This window comes from Salinicoccus jeotgali (assembly GCF_055379195.1).
On sequence record NZ_AP043830.1, the window covers coordinates 1,253,402 to 1,274,015 of the forward strand.

Here is a 20,614-nt window from a genome sequence, read left to right on the forward strand (position 1 = left end):
GAGGTGCAGCATTTTTGTCAAGAAACCCCTCTTTTTCCGAACTGCGCGCATTGCTTGATGAAGTTGCCCGGAGGTACGAGAAGGCCAGGGCAGGATATGAATTCGACTTCGATGAGGAGATCGAACCATTCCTTAAAGGAAACGAAGAAACAGTAATGTCCATAAGGAACATGAAGACGGACTTCCGCTTCAACGCTGCCACCCGTAAAAAAGCCGAAGAGGAATTCATGGAACTCCTGATGGCTTGCCATATGCGGCGCTTCAGTAAGAAAGTCTACCGCGAGAAATACAAATTCCTCAACATGTGGCTGGCCCACGCCGAAAGGGAGGCGTTATTCGGATGCGGACACTGATCGCCGGCTACAGGCCTTATGAGCTTGGTATATTCAAATCGTCACAGCCTGAAGCCCAGGTGCTTAAAGACTTCATGAAATTCAAATTGAAGGAATACATCGATAACGGCACCGAATGGTTCATCATCCAAGGGTACACCGGCATCGAGTTCTATGCCGCCTTGGCGATGATCGAGCTGAAAGAGGAATATACATTCAAATATTCTGTGCTGAAGCCCTTCCACGGGTTCGACGACCGATACAAAGAGGATGACGCGCTGCTGTTGCACCAGATTTTAGATAACAGCGATCATCATCAGTTCATCTTCGACAGACCTTACGAATCTCCGCGTATGTTCCCGATGATCAACCGATTCCTGATCGCCCATTCGGATCAGGCCCTCGTCGTCTATGATGAGCAGGCCGATTCAAAAACCCGATTCATATATGATCAAATGCTTGAACTAAAGGAAGATAGGCCGTATAATATTGAAAGAATACAATTTGACGAAATCAATGCTTTCATAGATTCCGCTTATGAGAGGTGATACAATGAGCGAGTACACGCTGAAGCTTTCAGCAAAAGATATATTCGAGAAAGAATTCGAAAAATCTATCAGAGGGTTCAAGCCGATTGAAGTAGATAGTTTCCTTGATGATGTGATCAGCGACTATCAGAAGATGGCTGACATGAATAATAGCCTCAAAAGACTGGAAGATGAGAATGTCCGCCTCAAAAAGGAAGTAGAGGAACTTAGGATCCGTGTAGCGACTAAATCACGCTCCGTTGATAACCAGACACAAAACCACCAGATCGACATACTCAAACGCTTGAGCAATCTGGAGAAAAAGGTGTTTGGACAGTCTAAAGTAAATTGATTCAAACCGGTACGTCTCGGATAATCGCTATGCACTCTGATGCATAGAGGAAAGTCCATGCTCACACACTTCTGAGATGAGTGTAGTGTTCGTGCTTGACGAAACAATAAGTCAGGGCAGCTCAAGGCTGACGGCGACGACAGGACCTAAGTGAGAATATGGTCCCAGTAGTCATAAATGTGCCACAGTGACGTAGCTTCTGCAGAAATGCAGAAGGTGGAACGCGGTAAACCCCTCGAGTGAGCAATCCAAATTTGGTAGGAGCACTTTCCAATGGGAATTCAACCGGCGGAGAGATACTACTTTGTAGTATAGACAGATGATTATCACCACTGTGCGAGTGTAACTAGTGCACATGACAGCACGGTGGTACAGAACATGGCTTACAGAGACACCGGACTAGACACGCTCTCCATTACGAAATGGGGAGCTTTTATTTTATAAATTATGGGTCATACATAAAAAAGAGAGGGTTTTTAGATGCAATTCAAACTGCTGGCAAACACACCAATGGGCGTAGAGAGGGTCGTCGCCGATGAAATAGAGGCACTTGGCTATCCTGCGACACTCGAAAATGGACGGGTCTATTTTGAGGGGGATGAAGCGGCCATCATCCGGACAAACTTGATGATGCGCACAGCCGACCGCATCCGCATCATAGTCGGGGACTTTGAAACGACATCCTTTGACGATCTTTTTGAACAGACGAAGGCATTGCCGTGGTCGGACATCCTCGGTCCGGCGGCTGCGTTCCCGGTTACAGGCCGTTCCCATAAGTCGACGCTGTACAGTGTACCCGACGTACAACGCATCGTGAAAAAAGCCATCGTCGAACATCTTAAAGAAGCATTCAACATAAAAGGCAAGCTGCCTGAAAACGGTCCAAGATACAAAGTGGACATCGCCCTCCTGAAAGACCGGGCAGTGCTGACCATCGATACAAGTGGCGATGCCCTCCATAAACGCGGCTACCGTACGGGACAAGGGGAGGCGCCGATCAAAGAAACGTTGGCCGCCACCATGCTCAAACTGGCCAACTATGACGGCTCGAAAACTTTGATAGATCCCTTTGCGGGTTCCGGCACCATCGCGATTGAAGCTGCATTGATGGCGCTTAATATCGCACCCGGTTCAAACCGTACTTTTGATGCTGAAAAATGGGATATCATCCCGGAGGCGGATTGGCAGAATATGCGTATGGAGTTGGAAGAGGCGGCTCTTTATGAGCGGGACATCAAAATCATCGCCGCCGATATCGACCCTGAGATGATATCTGTCGCTAAAGATAATGCCCTCGAAGTCGGCCTGCAGGATGACATCGAATTCCTGGTGTCCGACATCCATGATTTTGAGATTGAAGATGAAGATGCCCAACTGGTGACCAATCCACCTTACGGCGAACGCATCGGGGAGGCAAAAGAAGTCGAAGAGATGTACAGACGGCTTGGCGATATGATGACTGCCGACCCGACACTGAGCGTCTACCTGCTGACTTCAAATAAAATGTTCGAACATATAGTAGGGAAGCGCGCGACGAAGCGCCGCAAACTGTTCAATGGCTATATAGAGACCACATACTTCCAATATTGGGGAAAGCGGGGGAATGAATAATTGTCTGGAACCACTATCCTTGAAACCCTGTATAAATTACGGAAAGAGATCCTGAAGTCCAACAATGCATTTCTAGTGTCACAGATTGACCATGCCATTATGAAAACTTACAGGGACCAGCTTGTATTTTCATTCATCGGCCACTTCTCTGCAGGGAAATCCAGTTTGGTCAACCATCTTCTCGACCGCGATATCTTGCCTTCTTCGCCAGTGCCGACCACAAGCAACACCGTATCGGTGGAAATCGGTGAATCGGAGGAGATCCAGGCCTTTATCGACCAATATAGATATATTCCACTCGAAGACTACAGTGCGCTTAGGGAGTTGAACACCGGCGACTTGGACATCGCTTCAATTTCCATGACAGTCACCCACCCTGTATTCAAGGAAAAGACGGTCTTCCAGGATACGCCAGGTGTCGATTCCAGAACTGATAGTCATGAGGACAGTGCCAACCGCTTCCTATTGAACAGTGACTACATCTTTTTTACAGTCGAATACAATCATGTCGAAAGCGATCATAATTTAAGGTTGCTAAAAGAGATTTCAGAAATGAACATCCCGTTCTCCCTGATCATCAATCAGATTGATAAGCATGACGACCAGGAACTGTCGATGGACACTTTTATCGCGCGCATCAAAAAGACATTAAGTCAGTGGCGCATCATGCCGGAGAAAGTGTTTACAACCTCCATCTATGATTCTCCGCATAATGATGTAGAAGCACTGGTTGCGCACATCTCACAAGTCGAATCACACCGCGGGGCATATGAGGCGGCGTACCATGAACGCATTGTAGACAATATCGAGAGTCGTCAACTGCATTATCTGGATGACCAGATCTCTTCTCTGCAGGAGCGTCTGGGACTTGAAGAGGGTATTGAGAAGGATGTTGTAGAGGACCATATCAATTATCTCGAGAAGGAAGATGACCAGAACAAGATTGCAGCACTGCACTCCAACCCAGACCAATTGAAGACACATATACAGGAGAAACTGAAGGCGATCGCAAAGGACAGCTACCTATATCCCCACCCCGTGAAGTCTGCGATCACCGAATTTTTGAAGGTGTTATCCGGAGACATCAAACCAGGGGGGTTCTTTGGCAAGCAAAAGAAGTACCAATCATTATATGAGTCCCACCGCACAAAGATCGGTGAAGAGATCCAACCCGTCATCCAATCCGAAATAAACGCCCCGGTGAATGCCCTCTTTGATACGCTCGCTCTAGAGGGGCCCCCTTTCCGATACATTTGGAATGATGAACTGCTGTCTGAGGAAAACATCACCGCCCTGTCTTCCCAGTACATCATGAACTATTTGGATAAGTTGAAAGTCAGGATTGAAAAAGACGTCACCGCATCTGCATTGACCCATGCCGCCACATTATCCGCAACCACTGAAGGGGCGCGGACTGAAGACCATTCGGACGAGATTGATGAATCGAAACATCTGGCGGCATTGCTTGCCTTGAAGGAGTCGCTTGACACTGCCAACTACAGGCATTTCTATATCCATCTGGACGACGAAACCGAAAAACTTGAACTGACGGAAGCAGTGAGCCGTGATGTCGCCCACACCGAAGCGGAGCGCCCCGAATCGAAGGGGTATGAAGCACCTGCACCACAAGATATGGACATCGACCCGTTCGAACATATCCTAAAGATTCTAAAACCGCATCCGCGGTATGCGGAGTTCGCTGCAATAATCAACGATAAGCTCAAACGCATCCATGACGGTAAAGTCAACATCAGCGTCTTCGGTGGCTTCAGCGCCGGTAAAACGACGTTCATCAATGCATTGATGGGCCAGGCCCGGCTGACCGCAAGTCCGAATCCGACCACCGCCACGATCACTGAGATATCGAACGAAGGCGAGTCCCGGGCACTTTATAAGACAGAAGCGGATATCGTCCAGTCGCTGCAGGTGATCACCAATCAGGATGGTCAAGCCATCAATGATTTCATCCCTTGGATCAAACGCCATAAAAATAATGTCAAAGAAGCTTATATTCCGTTCCTAAATGGCATATTGACGCATTACGACGCCCATCGGGATGATCTGGGCAAGGAAATCAGCATGTCCGAGGATGCACTTATAGAAAAGATCAGCGCAGACGAAGAAGCTATCTTCATCCATAAAGCATACCTGTCCATCGATAATGAATTGACACAGCGCTTTTCCATCATCGATTCACCAGGCATAAACTCGATCAACGAACGCCATACAGAGGAGACGCACCGCATCATCTCAGACAGTGATATGATCATATACGTCTCCTACTACAATCATGTCTTCAGCCGTTCTGATGAGCGCTTCCTGCAGTATATAAAGTCGATAAAGGGCAGCGCCTTCCCGATCATCTTCATTATCAATGCGGTAGACCTGATGCGGACCGAGGCAGACTTGGAAAAAGTTATGGACTATACCCACGAGTCGCTTGATCACCTCGAGATCAGCCACAAAGTGTTTCCGGTCTCAAGCAAACAAGCAGTGGCGTCACATAATGATCAGTTTGAAGCGGCTAAGGCGGAAATCATCGAGATTGCCAACAGCAATGCCATCGGCATGCAGTATCAGTCCCTTAGGGAAACGGCCAATCAACTGGAAGCAGCAGTGGCTTCCAATATGCGGCGGTACCATAATCAGAATGAGGAAAAAGATCGCATTGAAACGCTGCGGCGCCGCCTCCTTGAAACACTTGCTGACTACAGTGCGCAGCAATTTGCCCAAACCTTGCATCAGGAGATCGACATCATCCTCTCCCATACTGAAAAGCAGCTGAAACTTAAACTCTATGATTACTTGAAATATTTGATATCGGTTGGGGACATAAAAGAACGGAATTTCATCGCCGACAATCTGACGGCGCTCTCCAATGACATCAATCAGCACCTTGGACTTGAACTCGCCACAAGTTTCAACGCAGTCTACCACAAGGCAGATGCCGAGCTTACGCAGTCCTTGACAACCATCAACGAAGACTTGGGCGCAGCCATGATCGCCAGTCGTATTGAAGACGGGCGTGTGCCGAGGCCACAGCCGGAACTACGCATCGATCCGCAAGTCCTGTTGGACCATCAAAAAGCACTTCATAAATCGAGGAGTCAGCCTAAAGCATTCAGGAGCCTCCTACTCGAACTGTCCGAGGCGATTGTCGCATCCATCGATTTCGAAACGCTAAAAAAAGAACTGATGCAGATGGCAGATGAGTATCTGAAAGCCAAAGACGCCGTTTTGGATGATGCACTCAACACTGTCTCACAAGCATTGAATGAACCGCTTGATGACATCAGTGAAACGGATTATGAAGAAGACCAGGCACTTTTCGAACAACTGAAAAGGCATAAAGGAGATTGAGAAATGATTATCGACAGTATCGAAAATAATCTACGCGGCACACAGTTCGTGCCCGTCGATTGCCGTAATGTCATGGATGATCTAGACGCATCCGCCGCGATGGTAGCGGACGAACCATATCTAGGCCGCCATGTCCCCCAAAAGCCATGGATGTTCACATCAGAAGGATTGAATGAAGGGCGTCATCCCATACCACCAGGCTCAGTGGTAGGCGCACTTTATGCTGCACTGAAGCAAGATGTGGATGCCGAGCTGCTTCTGTTGGATAAAGAGGACGCATTCTTCCATACGCGCCTCTATTATCTATTCAAGCTCTATGGCTTCCATGCTGTACTGTGGAATGACTCATGGGAGAATCTTAAAGATCCCGGCCTCACGCTACTGGAGCACACGCCTTCCTTACCGGATGAAGTTGATGAATCCCGTGATGTACAGCCTCCAGATGCATCGATGCTCGCCACACTCGAAGACGTAGAGCATGCCGTGGGCACTGATGATGTGCTGCTGATCGACGTCAGGGCACACAAACGCTACCTCGGTGACACTGAACCGATCGACTTTAAGAAAGGGCATATACCAGGGGCTGTAAATATCCCGTATTCCGACGTCTTCAGATCGGGCCGTCTGGATATGGGCAGCCTGGAACACCTCAGACCCTTCCTGTCGGAATTCAAGGAACTTATAGTCTATTGCGGCTCGGGCATGAGTGCGACTCCGCCATATTATGTACTCGACAACATGGGGGTGCCGGTGCGCCTTTATGGCGGCAGCTTCTCGGAATGGATCCTCCATCACGATGTGGAAATCGGTGAGTCGGATATGCATGAAAGGATGGCAAAATTTGAAGGATAAAAATCTGATAATAGACGGCATGGCCCTCTTGTTTCGCCATTTCTACGCGACCAGTTTCAGGCAGCAGTTCATGTACAGTGCTTTCGACAGACCGACCAACGGCGTGCAGGGTGTTGTGCGCCATGTCTTCAAACTGGTCGAAACCTTGCAGCCGACCCGGCTCATCATCACATGGGATATGGGATCACAGACGATCCGCAATGATTGGTATCCAGACTATAAAAAGAATCGCACAGCCCCGCCCGATGAGCTGATTCCGCAATTCGACCACATCAAGGAAGTATTTGATGACCTCGGCATCTTCCAGATCGGCATCAGAGGCTACGAAGCGGATGACATTATCGGTACGCTATCAACTGCGCTCGACGATGTCGTGATGGTCAGCGGTGACCGCGACCTTCTGCAGCTTTTGGATGAAGAAAATGAGTTGTGGCTGACTAAGAAAGGCTATACCGAATACCATCACTACACAAAAGAACGTTTTATAACGGAACATGGCATCACCCCTAGGCAATTCGTCGATGTAAAGGCGCTGATGGGGGATGCAAGTGACGGATATAAAGGCGTCAAGGGCGTGGGCGAGAAAACCGCATTCAAACTGATCCGGGAATATGGCAATATAGATAATATGCTGACTAATCTCGACACCCTGACTCCAGCACTGAAAAAGAAGATTGAAGTGGATATGGCATCTTTAAGGATTGCCCATCAGTTGGCGAAGATCATTACCGATGTCCCGCTTGACGCAAATGAGATAAGTGAATCGAGCATACTGCGCCTGTCCCTTCAGGACGTCGATCAGGTGCTCTTGGCACATGATTTGTCCATCGCCAGAAAATATGTAGGGAAGCTCGGTCTCTAGGAGGGTCTGTATGACGCGTGTATATATAGATGCAGCAGCAAGCACCAACCCGAAGGCCGCTGCCGGCGCTGTAGTCTTCAAGGATGACTCAGCACAAAAAGAATTCACCACGTATCTCGGGGAGATGGATAACCATGAGGCGGAGTGGGCGGTTTTGGAATTTGCTGTAGATAAGGCGCTTGAGCATGGTTTCCACTCATTGATCATCCACACCGATTCAAAAGTCATTGCAGATAGTTTCGATAAAAACCACGTCAAAAATAAAGTGTTCCGAAAATATTTTATGAGTGTTTCAGACAAGATAGGCGAATTGACATTGTTCATCATCAGCTGGACCCCGAGGAATAAAAATAGACATGCTGATGCACTCGCAAAAGATGCACTGTTCAGGCACCGGAAAAACTGATTGGGTGGCCTTGCCTTTTTTTATGGAAGGAACTTCGTTATAATCATTGGAGGAGGTTGAAAAGTGAATACAGATGTACTTGATAAAATTAATGATCTAGAAGAAAAGTACTGTCACGGCTGCCTTCTCAAAGAATTGAACCGTTCCGAAGGCACGAGGACAGCTGCACATAATTTCTGCATCCATGAGTGTTCGGTCGGTATTTCGATCCGTACACATGGCAATAAACTTCAATAGGAGGATTATAATGGAAATTGTAAAAATTGAACCTACACCAAGCCCTAATACAATGAAAATCACTGTGAGTGAAGAGAAGAAGGAAATGAAGTCATCGACTTATCGTGCTGTTTCAGATGATGCACCTGAGTTCATCAACCGTGTACTTGAATTGGAGGATGTGACCAGCGTCTTTCACGCCCTCAATTTCATATCAGTTGATAAGTCGCCGAAGGCAGACTGGGAAACGCTCATTCCCCAGATCGAGCAGACTTTCGATTCCAGCAATGACGACGAAGTAAAAAAAAACTAGAATCTGAAAATGCCTTTGGGTCCGTCTCGGCCCAAGTGCTTACATTCAAGGGCATACCTTACCAGATTAAGCTCAACGATGGCCAAGAACACCGCAAGCAGCTGCCAGAACGTTTCACCGATGCTGTTGAAGCGGCAACCCTTCCTGAAGACAACATCATCATGCTCAGGAAATGGGAGGATTATGGCACTAGGTACGGGGAGCCTGAATCAATCTTCCAGGAGTTGACTGAAGAGCTTGAAGCGCTTCATGATGATGAAGTGCTTAAGACCATGGTAGAGGAAGCAAAGACAAAGAAGACACCGGAACCAAAACGCTACTTCAAAGTAGAGAAGTCCGACTTCACTGCACGCGACAACTGGAAGGAACGCCTGTGGCTGCTCAATCATATGGAGACACCCACACAGGATGATTATCCCATCCTATCAATTGCCCTAGACGATGAGAAGATGCAGATCAGGCGGGAAGCGGTGAGCCTGCTGGCAATGATTGAGGAGCGTGAGACGCTGCCTTACCTTAAAAAAGCCCTGCAGGATCGTTCTGTACCTGTCAGACGGACTGCTGGTGATGCGTACAGTGACCTTGGATACAAAGAAGGGTTGCCGGACATCTATCCCTTACTCGGCGACAAGAGTCCGATTGTACGGTGGCGTGCAGCAATGTTCATATATGAGGTCGGCGATGAAGAAAGCTTATCTCATTTAAAGGCGCATAAAGATGATCCGCAGTACGATGTAAGGCTGCAGATCGAAATGGCCATCACCCGGATAGAGCAGGGCGAGGAAGCCCTCGGTAGCGTATGGAAGCAAATTCAGGAAAGGGAGCGATAATATGAACGCCTATGAAGAGTACATGAAGGAAATGGCACGTCCGATGCGAGAGGAATTGACTGGCATATCTTTCAATGACCTTACTACAGCAGAAGAAGTCGATCAGTTCATGAAGGATATCGGCAAAGATGAAACGGCATTTGTGGTTGTAAACAGCGTCTGTGGTTGTGCAGCGGGACTCGCACGACCTGCTGCCGTAACTGTAGCAGAACAGAACCCCATCAAGCCGGATCATAAAGCAACGGTATTCGCCGGCCAGGACAAGGAAGCGACTGAACGTATGCGTGATTACATTGGTCAAGCGCCTTCCAGTCCTTCCATGGCCCTTTTCAAAGGGGATGCACTTGTTCATTTTGTACCCCGGGAAAATATTGAGGGTCGGGATGTGCATGACATCATGATGGACTTGAAAGAAGCGTTTGATGAAAACTGTTCAAAATAAAAACAGGAAAGGCCAAGCCTTTCCTGTTTTTATTGGATAGGATCTACTCAAAAATACTCATCGACATCAAATAGAGAGCAAGAAGAGTGAGACCGACCGTCATAAATATTTCCATGATCGACACCCCAAATCAAATAAATTTTTTACTGTTTTAATTGTATTCAATGTATATTATATATAAAGACGTCCAAAAAGAAAAGGGGAGGATCTAATGAATACTTTTGATGATACTTATCATGAGCTTATGAAAAAAATCAAAAGCGAGGGCAGTTACAAGAATGACCGCACCGGGACCGGCACATATTCGTTGTTTGGTTATCAGATGCGCTTTGACCTTAAAGAAGGATTCCCGTTACTGACAACCAAAAAGGTGCTTTTCAAAATGCTTGCAACAGAATTGATATGGTTCATACGCGGGGATACGAACATACGTTTCCTGCTTCAATACAACAATAATATATGGAACGAGTGGGCGTTTAAAAATTGGGTCGAATCCGCAGAATATGAAGGCCCGGATATGACCGATTTCGGACGCCGTGCGCTGGAAGATGAATCATTCAATGAAACTTACAAAGAAGAGATGGCGCGTTTTAAAAATAAAATTTTGGAAGATGATGCATTCGCCGAGGAATACGGTGATCTTGGAAATGTCTATGGCAAGCAATGGCGCCATTGGCAAGGCCCGGACGGCTCGTTTACCGATCAGTTGAAGAACGTAGTCGAAAGCATCAAAAAGAATCCGGATTCAAGAAGACATATCGTTACGGCGTGGAATCCTGCCGAAATCGATGGTATGGCATTACCACCATGCCACGCCTTCTTCCAATTCTATGTAAACGATGGGAAGTTGAGTCTGCAGCTCTATCAGAGAAGCGGAGATGTTTTCCTGGGCGTACCATTCAATATAGCAAGCTATGCGCTATTGCTTGAGCTCGTTGCACGGGAGTGTGGTCTGGAGGCGGATGAATTCGTCCATACCTTGGGAGATGCGCATATCTACACTAACCATATGGACGCAGTAAATGAACAGCTCGCCCGTAAGAGCTTCAGTCCTCCTAAAATAAAAATAAAAGGCAATAGATCAATGTTCGAGCTGGAATATGAAGATTTCGAAGTCATCGACTATGACTGCCACCCTTATATCAAGGCACCAATAGCCGTCTAGGAGGAGAATCATGATATCTTTAATAGTCGCTTATGCCGACCAATCTGTAATTGGCTTTAAAAATGAAATGCCCTGGCATCTTCCCGAAGATCTTAAACATGTAAAGCAACTGACGGAAGGGAATACAATCGTCATGGGGCGTAAGACATTCGAGTCTTTGGGACGTCCCCTACCCAATAGGCGTAATGTGGTATTGACGCGCGATGAAACTTTCAGTGCAGAAGGCATCGATGTCATCAATCATATTGATGCAATCAATTCCTTGGAGGGAAAAGTATTCATCTTTGGAGGGAGCACCATCTATGATCAGACGATGCACCTTGTAGAGGAAATGCATATCACCCGCATTCACAGACGCTTCGCTGGTGATACATTCTTTCCCGATTATGATCCTTCCGAATGGGAATTGGTCGATAAGATTGAAGGGACTCAAGATGAAAAAAACAGATATCCTTATGAATTCCTGCACTATAGACGCAAATGAATAATGAGAGGAGTGGGGGCTTGAACGTCTGGAAATCTCTCTTCGCAATACTGCTGTCCATCAATATTCTGTTCATCATCTGGGTAACCATTACATTCAGCAATTCATACGATCTGCCTGATGAGAAAAACGGTAATTATAATACAGCAGAATCGGGTATAGAGTTGAAGATGACCAATCAGTCAGTGCAATCCATCCTCAACGATGTAATCGATGATGACTCCATTCAGATTTCTGTGGGTGAAGCAGGCATCTACTTTAAGGCTGTGCAGAGTGTCCTTGGCATTGACGTAGAGACTTCTCTGAACTTGGAGCCTGTCTCTATAGGTGAAGAACTTGTCTTTGCAGTAAAAGATATCGATGTTGCCGATCTGCCGCTCACCCAAGATATGTTCTACTCAATCATCAAAAATCAAAGCGACCTCCCAGAAGGCATCCGTTTTGATGAAGATGAGCGTGCACTATTAATCAACATCAAAGCATTAACGCAGGATTTTAAAATGGAAGTGGAAGTCGAAAAGATTGATTACCGGAATGACGAGTGGTATTTTTCAATAATAAATGATTAAGAGGTGAGTAATTTGTCAACAGCTACACTAGCAGGAGGATGTTTCTGGTGCCTGGTCAAACCATTCGACCAATTTGATGGTGTCAATTCCGTCGTGTCTGGCTATTCGAATGGACATGTGGAAAACCCTACGTACCAGCAAATCTCAACCGGCACAACAGGACATGTTGAGGCCGTTCAAATTGATTTTGATGAAACTGTAATGCCTTACGAAAAACTATTGAATATCTTTTTCCAGACTTTCGATCCAACTGATACAGAAGGTCAGTTTGGTGATAGAGGCCCGCAGTATGCACCGGCTGTTTTCTATCATGATGACAAGCAAAAAGAAATTGCAGAATCTGTAATTGCAGATTTGGACAAACAGAATATATTCAATGGTCCGATAAAAACACCTGTTTTACCTTACAAAAACTTCTATAGAGCTGAAGAAGAACATCAGGATTTCTATAAAACCAACAGTGCCCATTATAATGCGTACTTTAAAGGTTCCGGCAGAAAAGCATTCATAGAAAAGCATTGGGGGATGAAATAAAATGGCAATAGAACGTCATGAATCAGAGTTATCACCAGAAGAATATAGTGTAATGAAGGATAATGGGACTGAACCACCATTCCAGAATGAATATTGGAATCACTACGAGGATGGCCTTTATGTCGATAAATTAAAAGGCACACCGTTATTCACTTCGAGGGATAAATTCGCCTCCGATTGCGGTTGGCCAAGTTTTGCCAAAACAATTTCAGAGGATGTAAGTGAAAAATTCGATGAATCCTTCGGGATGCGTAGAACTGAAGTGAGGAGTGAAGCTTCAGACAGCCATCTTGGCCATGTCTTCGAAGATGGCCCTAAAGAATTGGGTGGCTTGCGCTACTGCATCAATTCAGCCGCTATGGACTTCATACCGAAAGATGAACTCGAAGAAAAAGGTTATGGGGAATACCTCAAATTATTCGATTGAATTTCAAATCCATTTTGATAGGAGAGTAAAATTATGTTCAAAAATCTATTTGGTAAAAAAGACAATGCTGAGAAGAAATTGGAAATCACAAGTCCGTTGAACGGTGAATATGTAAAACTTGAAGATATCCCAGACCCGGTCTTCGCCGAAAAAATGATGGGCGAAGGGTTTGGCGTCAATCCTTCCGACGGTGAAGTCGTTGCGCCCGTCTCCGGGACAGTCATGCAAGTATTTCCAACAAATCATGCAGTCGGACTCAGGACTGCCAATGGGCTGGAAGTTCTGATCCATATCGGTCTTGAGACTGTAGCTATGAAAGGTGAGGGCTTCACAGGCCATGTTTCAGAAGGAGATTCCGTCGAAAAAGGGGATCCACTTGTCACTTTCGATATGGAACTGGTAAAATCAGAAGCGAACAGCACCATTTCTCCTGTCATCATCACGAATAGTGATATGCTGGATGAATTCAAGGTTGAGGATGTCACCAACTTAAACAGGGCCGACACTGTAGTTGTGACCGCTACCGTCAAATAATGAAGAATCATTCGTTCTACCAGTACATGAAAATAAGAAAAGGTGAAAACTCACCAATCGGAGGTTTAGCCGAACATATCTTAAAAGATCCCATGTTCCCGAAATATTCCACTGAATATCCTGAGGTTACGGAATACCTTGAGAACAATCCATATGAAGATATGCCGCTTTCGCATTTTGATACTGCTTTTGACGATTACCTCAACTGGCTGCAGCATTAAGACAACTTAAGATAAAGGAGCAATAAAACAATGAGTATTCATATCAATGCCAAAAAAGGTGATATCGCCGATACTATACTACTGCCGGGAGATCCACTGCGCGCGAAATATATCGCTGAGAACTTCTTGGATGATGTCACTTGCTATAATGAAGTCCGTAACATGCTCGGATTTACAGGGTACTACAAAGGAAAACGCATTTCCGTCCAAGGGACTGGTATGGGAGTACCTTCAATTTCCATTTACATCCATGAACTTATGGACGAGTATGGCGTTAAAAACCTGATACGTGTTGGAACTTGCGGTGCTATACAAAAAGATGTCGAAGTAAGGGATGTTATACTTGCCCAAAGCGCATCAGGAGATTCGTATCAGAACCGTAAACTTTTCAAGAACATTGATTTTGCTCCAACATCCGATTTCGAATTGCTGCTCTCAAGTTATAATGAAGCGCAGAAAAAGGGCATGAATGTTAAAGTCGGAAACATATTCACAGCTGATTCCTTCTATGATGAGAATGGCAATATTGAACAGTTGGCGGAATATGGAGTATTGGCGCTTGAAATGGAATCCACTGCATTGTTTACAATCAGTAAAAAATTCAATGCCAGGGCGCTTTCAATTCTGACGGTTTCCGATCACGTGTTAACGGGTGAAGCAACTTCAAGTGAAGAAAGACAAACTTCTTTCAATGAAATGATAGAGGTTGCCTTAGAAGCAAGCCTGCCATTCATTGGAGAAGAAAAATAATTCCAAAAGAAAGGAAAGGTGTCGACACCTTTCCTTTTTACATATATTTGTTTAATTTTCATCTTTAAACTGGTAAACTGTTACTTAATTATTCAAGTAGAAATTAGGTGTAGATTTTGAAAGAAGAGCATGATTCAAATAATCCCCGAAAAGTCGGGGCCAAACATATAAATATCAATTTTTTCTGGTTCCTCATCATAATACTTACTTCCATCATACTTTCTGCAGTTATTACTGCGTTGAGCCTTGAAGCAGGCAATGAAAAAGCAGTGAATGTAGGTACTGATACCAGGAGTGAGTTTTCCAAACTCTATAGTGTCTATGACACCATCACTGACAACTACTACGATGATGTCGACAAAAACGCACTGATAGAGTCATCAATACAGGGAATGGTTGAAGGTCTCGACGACCCCTACAGCGAGTACATGAACAACGAGGAAATCGCTTCGTTCGAAGAATCCGTCAGTGGAGACTTCGAAGGTATAGGCGCAGAAGTGATGCAGGAAGGCAGTCGCATTATCATCACATCTCCAATGCGGGGTTCTCCGGCTGAAGAAGCCGGAGTCGAGCCTGGCGATGAAATACTTGCAGTTGATGATGAGCCAGTGGAAGGTATGAATGTACAAGAAGCAGTTCAACTTATCCGCGGGGAGAAAGGTACGGATGTCACCCTTACTCTTGTAAGAAATGAGGGGGACCCATTTGAGATTACGATTACCCGTGATACCATCCATATCGATAGTGTTACCTATGAAGAGGTAGATGGAGTCGGCCATATCAGCATAAACAGATTCCAAAGAGGCACCAATGATGAATTCGAAGCTAAATTGAATGAAGCTGCAGAAGCCGATATTGAAGACCTTATCATCGATTTCAGAAATAACCCGGGCGGTCTCTTGGATGAGGCAGTCGGCATGATCAACCAATTCATCGATGAAGGGGAAACTGTACTTTATCTAGAAGAGAATGGGGGAGAACGAAAAGAAATTACAGCACCTGGACCTTCAAATGAAAACACGGACGACTTTAATCTATATATAATGATTAATGAAGGTTCAGCGAGTGCTTCCGAAGTCTTCACCGGAGCAATGGACGATTTGACTGATGTCACAATTGCCGGCACAGAGTCATTCGGTAAAGGTATTGTTCAACAGACAATCGAATTCGGTGATGATTCCCTTCTCAAGTACACTGATACAAAATGGCTTACGCCAGAAGGCAATTGGATTCATGAGAAAGGTATCACACCGGATATCCGACTAGTGAACCCTGATTATTACAGAGTCGAAATGCTTGGGCCTGATGAAGTCTTTACAGAAGGCATATCCGATGAAACTGTTCCTTCCATCAAGGTCGCGCTCGATACTCTCGGATATGCAGTGGATGATTTTGATGAGTCCTACGATAAGAAGCTGACGAAAACAGTGATGAAGTTCCAGGCTGATAATGATCTCGAACAGACAGGCAACGTCACTGGCGAGACAGCCACTGCCATAATGAGTGAGCTGCGGACCTACATCAATGAAAACGATGCGCAACTCAATTATCTTGTGGATTATATCAATGGTGATTATACACGTCCTGAAATCGAAGAGTATGCAAAAGAACATGCGGAAATACTTGAAATGCAGAAACCAGAAGAAGACGATTCAGAAGAAAGTTCTGAAGAGTCCCCTGACGAAGAAGATACAGAAGAATAATCCAGAAGCCGTATGAACATAATGTTTATGCGGCTTCTGATTGTACAGCAAGTCAAAATAGTTTAAAGTAATTACAATAGAACAGTAATGGAGGAAAGTATGGAACTTAAAAAAAGAAAAGTTGCCCTTACCGGAGGCGGAACTGTGGGACACGTCATGCTTAATAAATTGATGATTCCATGCCTGATAAACCGGGGGATAGAACCTATCTACATCGGATCGAAAAAAGGAATTGAGAAAGAAATAATCGGTGCAACATCGATCAAATACTACAACATCTCGAGTGGTAAGTTAAGACGCTATTTCTCGATGGAGAACCTTAAAGATGTAACACGCGTTGCAAAGGGCATCGGTGATGCCAGAAAAATTCTTAAGAAAGAAAAGGTGGAATTTGTATTTTCAAAAGGGGGGTTTGTCAGCGTGCCTGTAGTACTGGCCGCCAGATCACTCGGCATACCTGTATATATCCATGAGTCTGACATTACACCTGGCCTGGCAAATAAAATTGCCGTTAAGTTTGCCACACAGATTTTCGTCACATTCAAAAAAACCCTAGACTATCTGCCACAAAATAAAACTGAATATCTGGGCCCTGTAATACGTGACGAATTGACACGTGGATATGATGAGATTGGGTATGAACTTACAGGATTCACTCCTGAAAAACCTGTAATGATAGTGATGGGGGGATCACTTGGCGCGAAATCAATCAACAACTTCATCAGGAAGAATCTCGACGTGCTGACTAACGAATGGCAGATTATCCATCTGTGCGGTAGAGGAAACTATATTGAGGGGCTGGATAATCCGAATTATAAACAATTTGAATTCGTCAAAAAAGAATTGCCGCATCTTATGAAAATTTCCAAGATTGCAGTTGGCCGTAGTGGCTCCAATGCAATCTACGAGTTTTTGCTGAATGAAAAACCAATGATCCTCATCCCACTTCCTAAAGGACAAAGCCGGGGAGATCAGGTTGAGAATGCAGATTATTTTAAAGAGAAAGGATATGCAGAAGTCATTGATGAAGAGGTACTCGGCATAGATACTTTCCAAGAGGCCGTGAACCGCATCCGAGACGATGAAGATGAGATACTTGCCAGAATGAAGCAATTTGATGCAGGTTTCCGTCCAAAGGACCTGGTGGATATGCTGGTGGATAAGGAGGCGGATTAATGAGCCGCACAAAGAAATTTTCGCTTTTCATGGTATTCGTTCTGATCTTCGGTACCATTGCACTATTCCATGAATCACGGGTCGGCCGCTGGGTGGACAAAGAAGTTTACGAACTTATATATGCTTCTGAGAGTTTCATCACTACAGCATTGATGCTTGGCTTTACCCAAGTCGGAGAAGTCCTCTCAATGATTATATTATCAGTGATGATGATTACTATATTGATGCTCTATAGATTAAAGTATGCGACTTTATTTCTGATCATATCCATGCTCTCCAGCAGCATACTTGTCCCAGTGCTGAAGAATTCCTTTGATAGAGAAAGGCCTTCGATGCTCCGGCTGATAGAAATTACAGGATTCAGTTTCCCGAGTGGCCATGCAATGGGTTCGACCATCTTTTTTGGCTCGTTGATGGTTCTGGTGAAAAACAGTTCCCTCAATCACAAGACCTTACTTTATAGTCTCGCGGCGTTTTTTATAATAATGATTTCATCATCACGGGTATACCTAGGCGTACATTATCCAACTGATGTAATAGCTGGAATTGTCGGAGGTATTGCTGTAGTGACAGGTACAAGTTTTATTATGCATAAAAAGCTTGACAGAACTCGTCTACAACGATAAAATTTTAATTGAAAATGATTCTCAATGAGAATAAGCCCCCCTTATTAATCTAATCATTTTCAAAAACTATATATCCTTTCTAAGTGGTATGGCTGTTTTTCAGCTATACCACTTTTTGTTGCTATCCTTTCTTAGAAATGAAGATTAGTGATATGATATGTAAAAAGAATGATAGGAAGATTACGATGAAACAAATACTTGTAGTCGAGGATGAGCTCAATCTTGCCCGTTTTATAGAACTTGAGTTGACGCATGAAGGGTATGGAGTCACATCAGCTTCGGATGGCGAAGATGGGTTGAGGAAAGCAATGGAAAATGATTATGACTGCATTCTCCTTGATCTCATGTTGCCCGGATTAAACGGTCTTGAAGTATGTAGAAGGCTAAGAAAGGAAAAAGACACTCCGATCATCATCATCACTGCGAAAGGGGAGACGTATGATAAAGTCATAGGTCTTGATTATGGTGCCGATGACTACATTGTCAAACCTTTTGAAATCGAGGAGCTTCTCGCAAGAATCAGAGTGATTATGAGACGCTCACCATCTAAAGGGAATGCAAGCGAGATACTCAGTACCAATGGCATCAAGATAAATTCCGACGCCCACCATGTCTCCGTTGACGGCAATCCAATCGAATTGACGAAGACTGAATATGATCTTTTGTATCTGCTGATGAAGAATGCCGGGATCGTGCTCCAAAGAGAGACTATTCTAGACCATGTATGGGGATATGAAAGTGAAGTTGAAACGAATGTAGTGGATGTCTACATCAGATACTTAAGGAATAAATTGAAGCCCTATAATAAGCACAAGCTGATTGAAACTGTAAGGGGAGTAGGGTATGTGATCCGAACATGAATAAGAAATCGTTGAAGTATAAATGGCTGAGGCTATCCACCCTGATTATATCAGTAACCTATCTGATCTTCAGTTCGATGCTCATATATTTCACCAGTATATATTTGAAGGATCAGGAGTACCGTTCAGTCGATAGAAGTATTGAAGAATTGGAAAGCTTATATGAAACGCAACCGATCAACACCATAAGCCAGGATGAAGTGTATTCAAGCCTATATGACAGACAGAAGATGATACTCTATACCCAAGGTGGCGAGGAGGTCTTCAGCGCCACTACCGGTATACCGATGAAGCTTGATATTGATTTGGAAGCTGTTTCTGAACGGGAAATAAAGGAGTCTGAAATCGATCAGGAAGATTTTCTTATAGGCAGCACCAAAATTGATTCACAGTATTGGGATGGTTACATTTCAGTCATCCATCCCTTGAACTCATACAATTCAGTGATCCGCATGATGATGTTCATAGCAACAGTAGTTGGTTTCATGTCGATTCTCTTCACCTCCGTCATCAGCTACTTCTTTTCCAATAGGATGGTGCGCCCAATCAGGAAGATTGCGAACCAATTGAAACGGATCGAAGAGCAAGGCTTTTCTGAACGTCTGAAGATTACAACCAATTCAGAAGAAACGGACTATATGATCGATTCATTCAACCATCTGATGGATTCACTGGAACAATCCTATAATCAGCAGAAACAATTCGTCGAGGACGCCAGTCATGAACTACGGACTCCCCTCCAGATTATCCAGGGGCATCTGAAATTAATAAGCAGATGGGGAAAGCATAAGCCTGAAGTTCTGGATGAGTCATTGGGCATATCCATCGACGAACTGAGACGGATTAATAAATTGGTCGAAGAACTCTTGATCCTTACAAAGAACGAAGGTAAACCCGATATGAATATGGAGAAGGTGGATATTAACGAAGAGGTCAGAAGCCGTGTTGAATCTATGAGGAAACTCCATTCTAATTATACTTTCACACTTGACTTGGAAGAAGAACCGATCAAATATATGATCAACCCCTACCACCTCGAACAGATACTCGTCATATTTCTTGATAACGCCATAAAATATGATAAAGATAGATGTCACATAATGATTACTACAGAAATGAAAGAAGATCATTTTGACATAGTCATCATGGATTATGGCATTGGAATACCGGAAAAGGAAATCGAAGCCATATTCGATAGGTTCTATAGAGTGGATAAATCAAGGAGCAGAGAAATGGGAGGCAATGGACTCGGCCTTTCAATTGCGAAAAAGCTTATTGAAAGCTATAGGGGAAATGTCTGGCTGGAAAGCGAAGAAGGACAGTTTACGAAGGTAACAATCCGTTTTTATATGAAAAAGTGACCTAAAGTAGCTTATTCTATGTTTTGCTCTTATTATTGGCTTTAAAACCTTATTCTATAGTGCTAAAATGGAGCTGTATAAGTTAAAAAGATTCTAAAGAG

The 20,614-nt window shown here is 44.6% G+C and carries 25 protein-coding genes and 1 other RNA gene; all 26 read left to right on the top strand.

Features of this window, described 5'->3' with window-relative positions; translation table 11 throughout:
- Positions 1-14 precede the first annotated feature (14 nt).
- The 26 genes from ACZ43I_RS06315 (at position 15) to ACZ43I_RS06440 (ending at position 20,513) form a co-directional block, all read left to right on the top strand.
- On the top strand, positions 15-353 hold the full coding sequence (locus tag ACZ43I_RS06315; RefSeq protein ID WP_344703010.1) for a hypothetical protein: 339 nt from the start codon (positions 15-17) through the stop codon (positions 351-353).
- On the top strand, positions 341-880 hold the full coding sequence (locus ACZ43I_RS06320) for an SLOG family protein (RefSeq protein WP_344703012.1): 540 nt from the start codon (positions 341-343) through the stop codon (positions 878-880). Before ACZ43I_RS06315 ends, ACZ43I_RS06320 begins: the two co-directional genes overlap by 13 nt.
- A gap of 4 nt (positions 881-884) precedes the next feature.
- Complete coding sequence (gene gpsB / locus ACZ43I_RS06325) at positions 885-1,211, top strand: cell division regulator GpsB (protein WP_344703014.1); 327 nt, start codon at positions 885-887, stop codon at positions 1,209-1,211.
- 12 nt (positions 1,212-1,223) lie between these two features.
- Positions 1,224-1,602, top strand: an RNA gene (rnpB, locus tag ACZ43I_RS06330) — RNase P RNA component class B.
- Positions 1,603-1,691: 89 nt separating this feature from the next.
- Positions 1,692-2,822, top strand: a complete 1,131-nt coding sequence (locus tag ACZ43I_RS06335) for a THUMP domain-containing class I SAM-dependent RNA methyltransferase (RefSeq protein WP_344703016.1) — start codon at positions 1,692-1,694, stop codon at positions 2,820-2,822.
- On the top strand, positions 2,823-6,182 hold the full coding sequence (locus ACZ43I_RS06340) for a dynamin family protein (RefSeq protein WP_344703018.1): 3,360 nt from the start codon (positions 2,823-2,825) through the stop codon (positions 6,180-6,182).
- A 3-nt stretch (positions 6,183-6,185) separates the two neighbouring features.
- Positions 6,186-7,034, top strand: coding sequence for a sulfurtransferase (locus ACZ43I_RS06345; protein ID WP_344703020.1), 849 nt, complete (start codon positions 6,186-6,188; stop codon positions 7,032-7,034).
- Positions 7,024-7,896 (top strand): 5'-3' exonuclease, encoded by an 873-nt coding sequence (locus ACZ43I_RS06350; RefSeq protein ID WP_344703022.1) that lies wholly within the window; start codon positions 7,024-7,026, stop codon positions 7,894-7,896. The genes ACZ43I_RS06345 and ACZ43I_RS06350 overlap by 11 nt, the downstream gene beginning before the upstream one ends.
- 10 nt (positions 7,897-7,906) lie before the next feature.
- The gene (locus ACZ43I_RS06355) at positions 7,907-8,302 is read left to right on the top strand and encodes a ribonuclease HI family protein (RefSeq protein WP_344703024.1); all 396 of its coding nucleotides are present in this window, start codon (positions 7,907-7,909) and stop codon (positions 8,300-8,302) included.
- Between the two features lie 63 nt (positions 8,303-8,365).
- A complete protein-coding gene (locus ACZ43I_RS06360; RefSeq protein WP_344703026.1) occupies positions 8,366-8,539 on the top strand; it encodes a zinc-finger domain-containing protein in 174 nt (57 codons plus the stop codon).
- 10 nt (positions 8,540-8,549) lie between these two features.
- A complete protein-coding gene (locus tag ACZ43I_RS06365) occupies positions 8,550-8,831 on the top strand; it encodes a NifU N-terminal domain-containing protein (RefSeq protein WP_425568375.1) in 282 nt (93 codons plus the stop codon).
- A 35-nt stretch (positions 8,832-8,866) separates the two neighbouring features.
- Positions 8,867-9,661: a virulence factor gene (locus ACZ43I_RS06370; protein ID WP_425568376.1), complete on the top strand. Its 795-nt coding sequence runs from the start codon at positions 8,867-8,869 to the stop codon at positions 9,659-9,661.
- A 1-nt stretch (position 9,662) separates the two neighbouring features.
- Entirely contained in the window at positions 9,663-10,103 is a 441-nt protein-coding gene (locus ACZ43I_RS06375) for a BrxA/BrxB family bacilliredoxin (RefSeq protein ID WP_344703028.1), read from the top strand.
- A gap of 211 nt (positions 10,104-10,314) precedes the next feature.
- Positions 10,315-11,268, top strand: a complete 954-nt coding sequence (locus ACZ43I_RS06380) for a thymidylate synthase (RefSeq protein WP_344703030.1) — start codon at positions 10,315-10,317, stop codon at positions 11,266-11,268.
- A 7-nt stretch (positions 11,269-11,275) separates the two neighbouring features.
- Entirely contained in the window at positions 11,276-11,752 is a 477-nt protein-coding gene (locus tag ACZ43I_RS06385) for a dihydrofolate reductase (protein ID WP_344703100.1), read from the top strand.
- A 20-nt stretch (positions 11,753-11,772) separates the two neighbouring features.
- Positions 11,773-12,321, top strand: a complete 549-nt coding sequence (locus tag ACZ43I_RS06390; RefSeq protein ID WP_344703032.1) for a DUF2140 family protein — start codon at positions 11,773-11,775, stop codon at positions 12,319-12,321.
- Positions 12,322-12,333: 12 nt separating this feature from the next.
- On the top strand, positions 12,334-12,855 hold the full coding sequence (gene msrA, locus ACZ43I_RS06395) for a peptide-methionine (S)-S-oxide reductase MsrA (protein WP_344703034.1): 522 nt from the start codon (positions 12,334-12,336) through the stop codon (positions 12,853-12,855).
- A gap of 1 nt (position 12,856) precedes the next feature.
- The gene (msrB, locus tag ACZ43I_RS06400) at positions 12,857-13,282 is read left to right on the top strand and encodes a peptide-methionine (R)-S-oxide reductase MsrB (RefSeq protein ID WP_344703036.1); all 426 of its coding nucleotides are present in this window, start codon (positions 12,857-12,859) and stop codon (positions 13,280-13,282) included.
- Positions 13,283-13,315: 33 nt separating this feature from the next.
- Positions 13,316-13,816: a PTS sugar transporter subunit IIA gene (locus ACZ43I_RS06405; RefSeq protein WP_344703038.1), complete on the top strand. Its 501-nt coding sequence runs from the start codon at positions 13,316-13,318 to the stop codon at positions 13,814-13,816.
- Positions 13,816-14,037 carry a sterile alpha motif-like domain-containing protein gene (locus ACZ43I_RS06410; RefSeq protein ID WP_344703039.1) on the top strand — a complete coding sequence of 74 codons (222 nt, stop codon included), beginning with the start codon at positions 13,816-13,818 and terminating at the stop codon, positions 14,035-14,037. The genes ACZ43I_RS06405 and ACZ43I_RS06410 overlap by 1 nt, the downstream gene beginning before the upstream one ends.
- A 30-nt stretch (positions 14,038-14,067) precedes the next feature.
- A complete protein-coding gene (gene deoD, locus ACZ43I_RS06415; protein WP_344703042.1) occupies positions 14,068-14,787 on the top strand; it encodes a purine-nucleoside phosphorylase in 720 nt (239 codons plus the stop codon).
- A 116-nt stretch (positions 14,788-14,903) separates the two neighbouring features.
- A complete protein-coding gene (locus ACZ43I_RS06420) occupies positions 14,904-16,490 on the top strand; it encodes a S41 family peptidase (RefSeq protein ID WP_344703044.1) in 1,587 nt (528 codons plus the stop codon).
- A gap of 99 nt (positions 16,491-16,589) precedes the next feature.
- The gene (locus ACZ43I_RS06425; protein ID WP_344703046.1) at positions 16,590-17,666 is read left to right on the top strand and encodes an undecaprenyldiphospho-muramoylpentapeptide beta-N-acetylglucosaminyltransferase; all 1,077 of its coding nucleotides are present in this window, start codon (positions 16,590-16,592) and stop codon (positions 17,664-17,666) included.
- The gene (locus tag ACZ43I_RS06430) at positions 17,666-18,292 is read left to right on the top strand and encodes a phosphatase PAP2 family protein (RefSeq protein ID WP_344703048.1); all 627 of its coding nucleotides are present in this window, start codon (positions 17,666-17,668) and stop codon (positions 18,290-18,292) included. Before ACZ43I_RS06425 ends, ACZ43I_RS06430 begins: the two co-directional genes overlap by 1 nt.
- A 185-nt stretch (positions 18,293-18,477) precedes the next feature.
- Positions 18,478-19,152, top strand: coding sequence for a response regulator transcription factor (locus ACZ43I_RS06435; protein ID WP_344703050.1), 675 nt, complete (start codon positions 18,478-18,480; stop codon positions 19,150-19,152).
- Positions 19,149-20,513, top strand: coding sequence for a HAMP domain-containing sensor histidine kinase (locus ACZ43I_RS06440; RefSeq protein ID WP_344703051.1), 1,365 nt, complete (start codon positions 19,149-19,151; stop codon positions 20,511-20,513). The genes ACZ43I_RS06435 and ACZ43I_RS06440 overlap by 4 nt, the downstream gene beginning before the upstream one ends.
- The last annotated feature ends 101 nt before the right edge of the window (positions 20,514-20,614 follow it).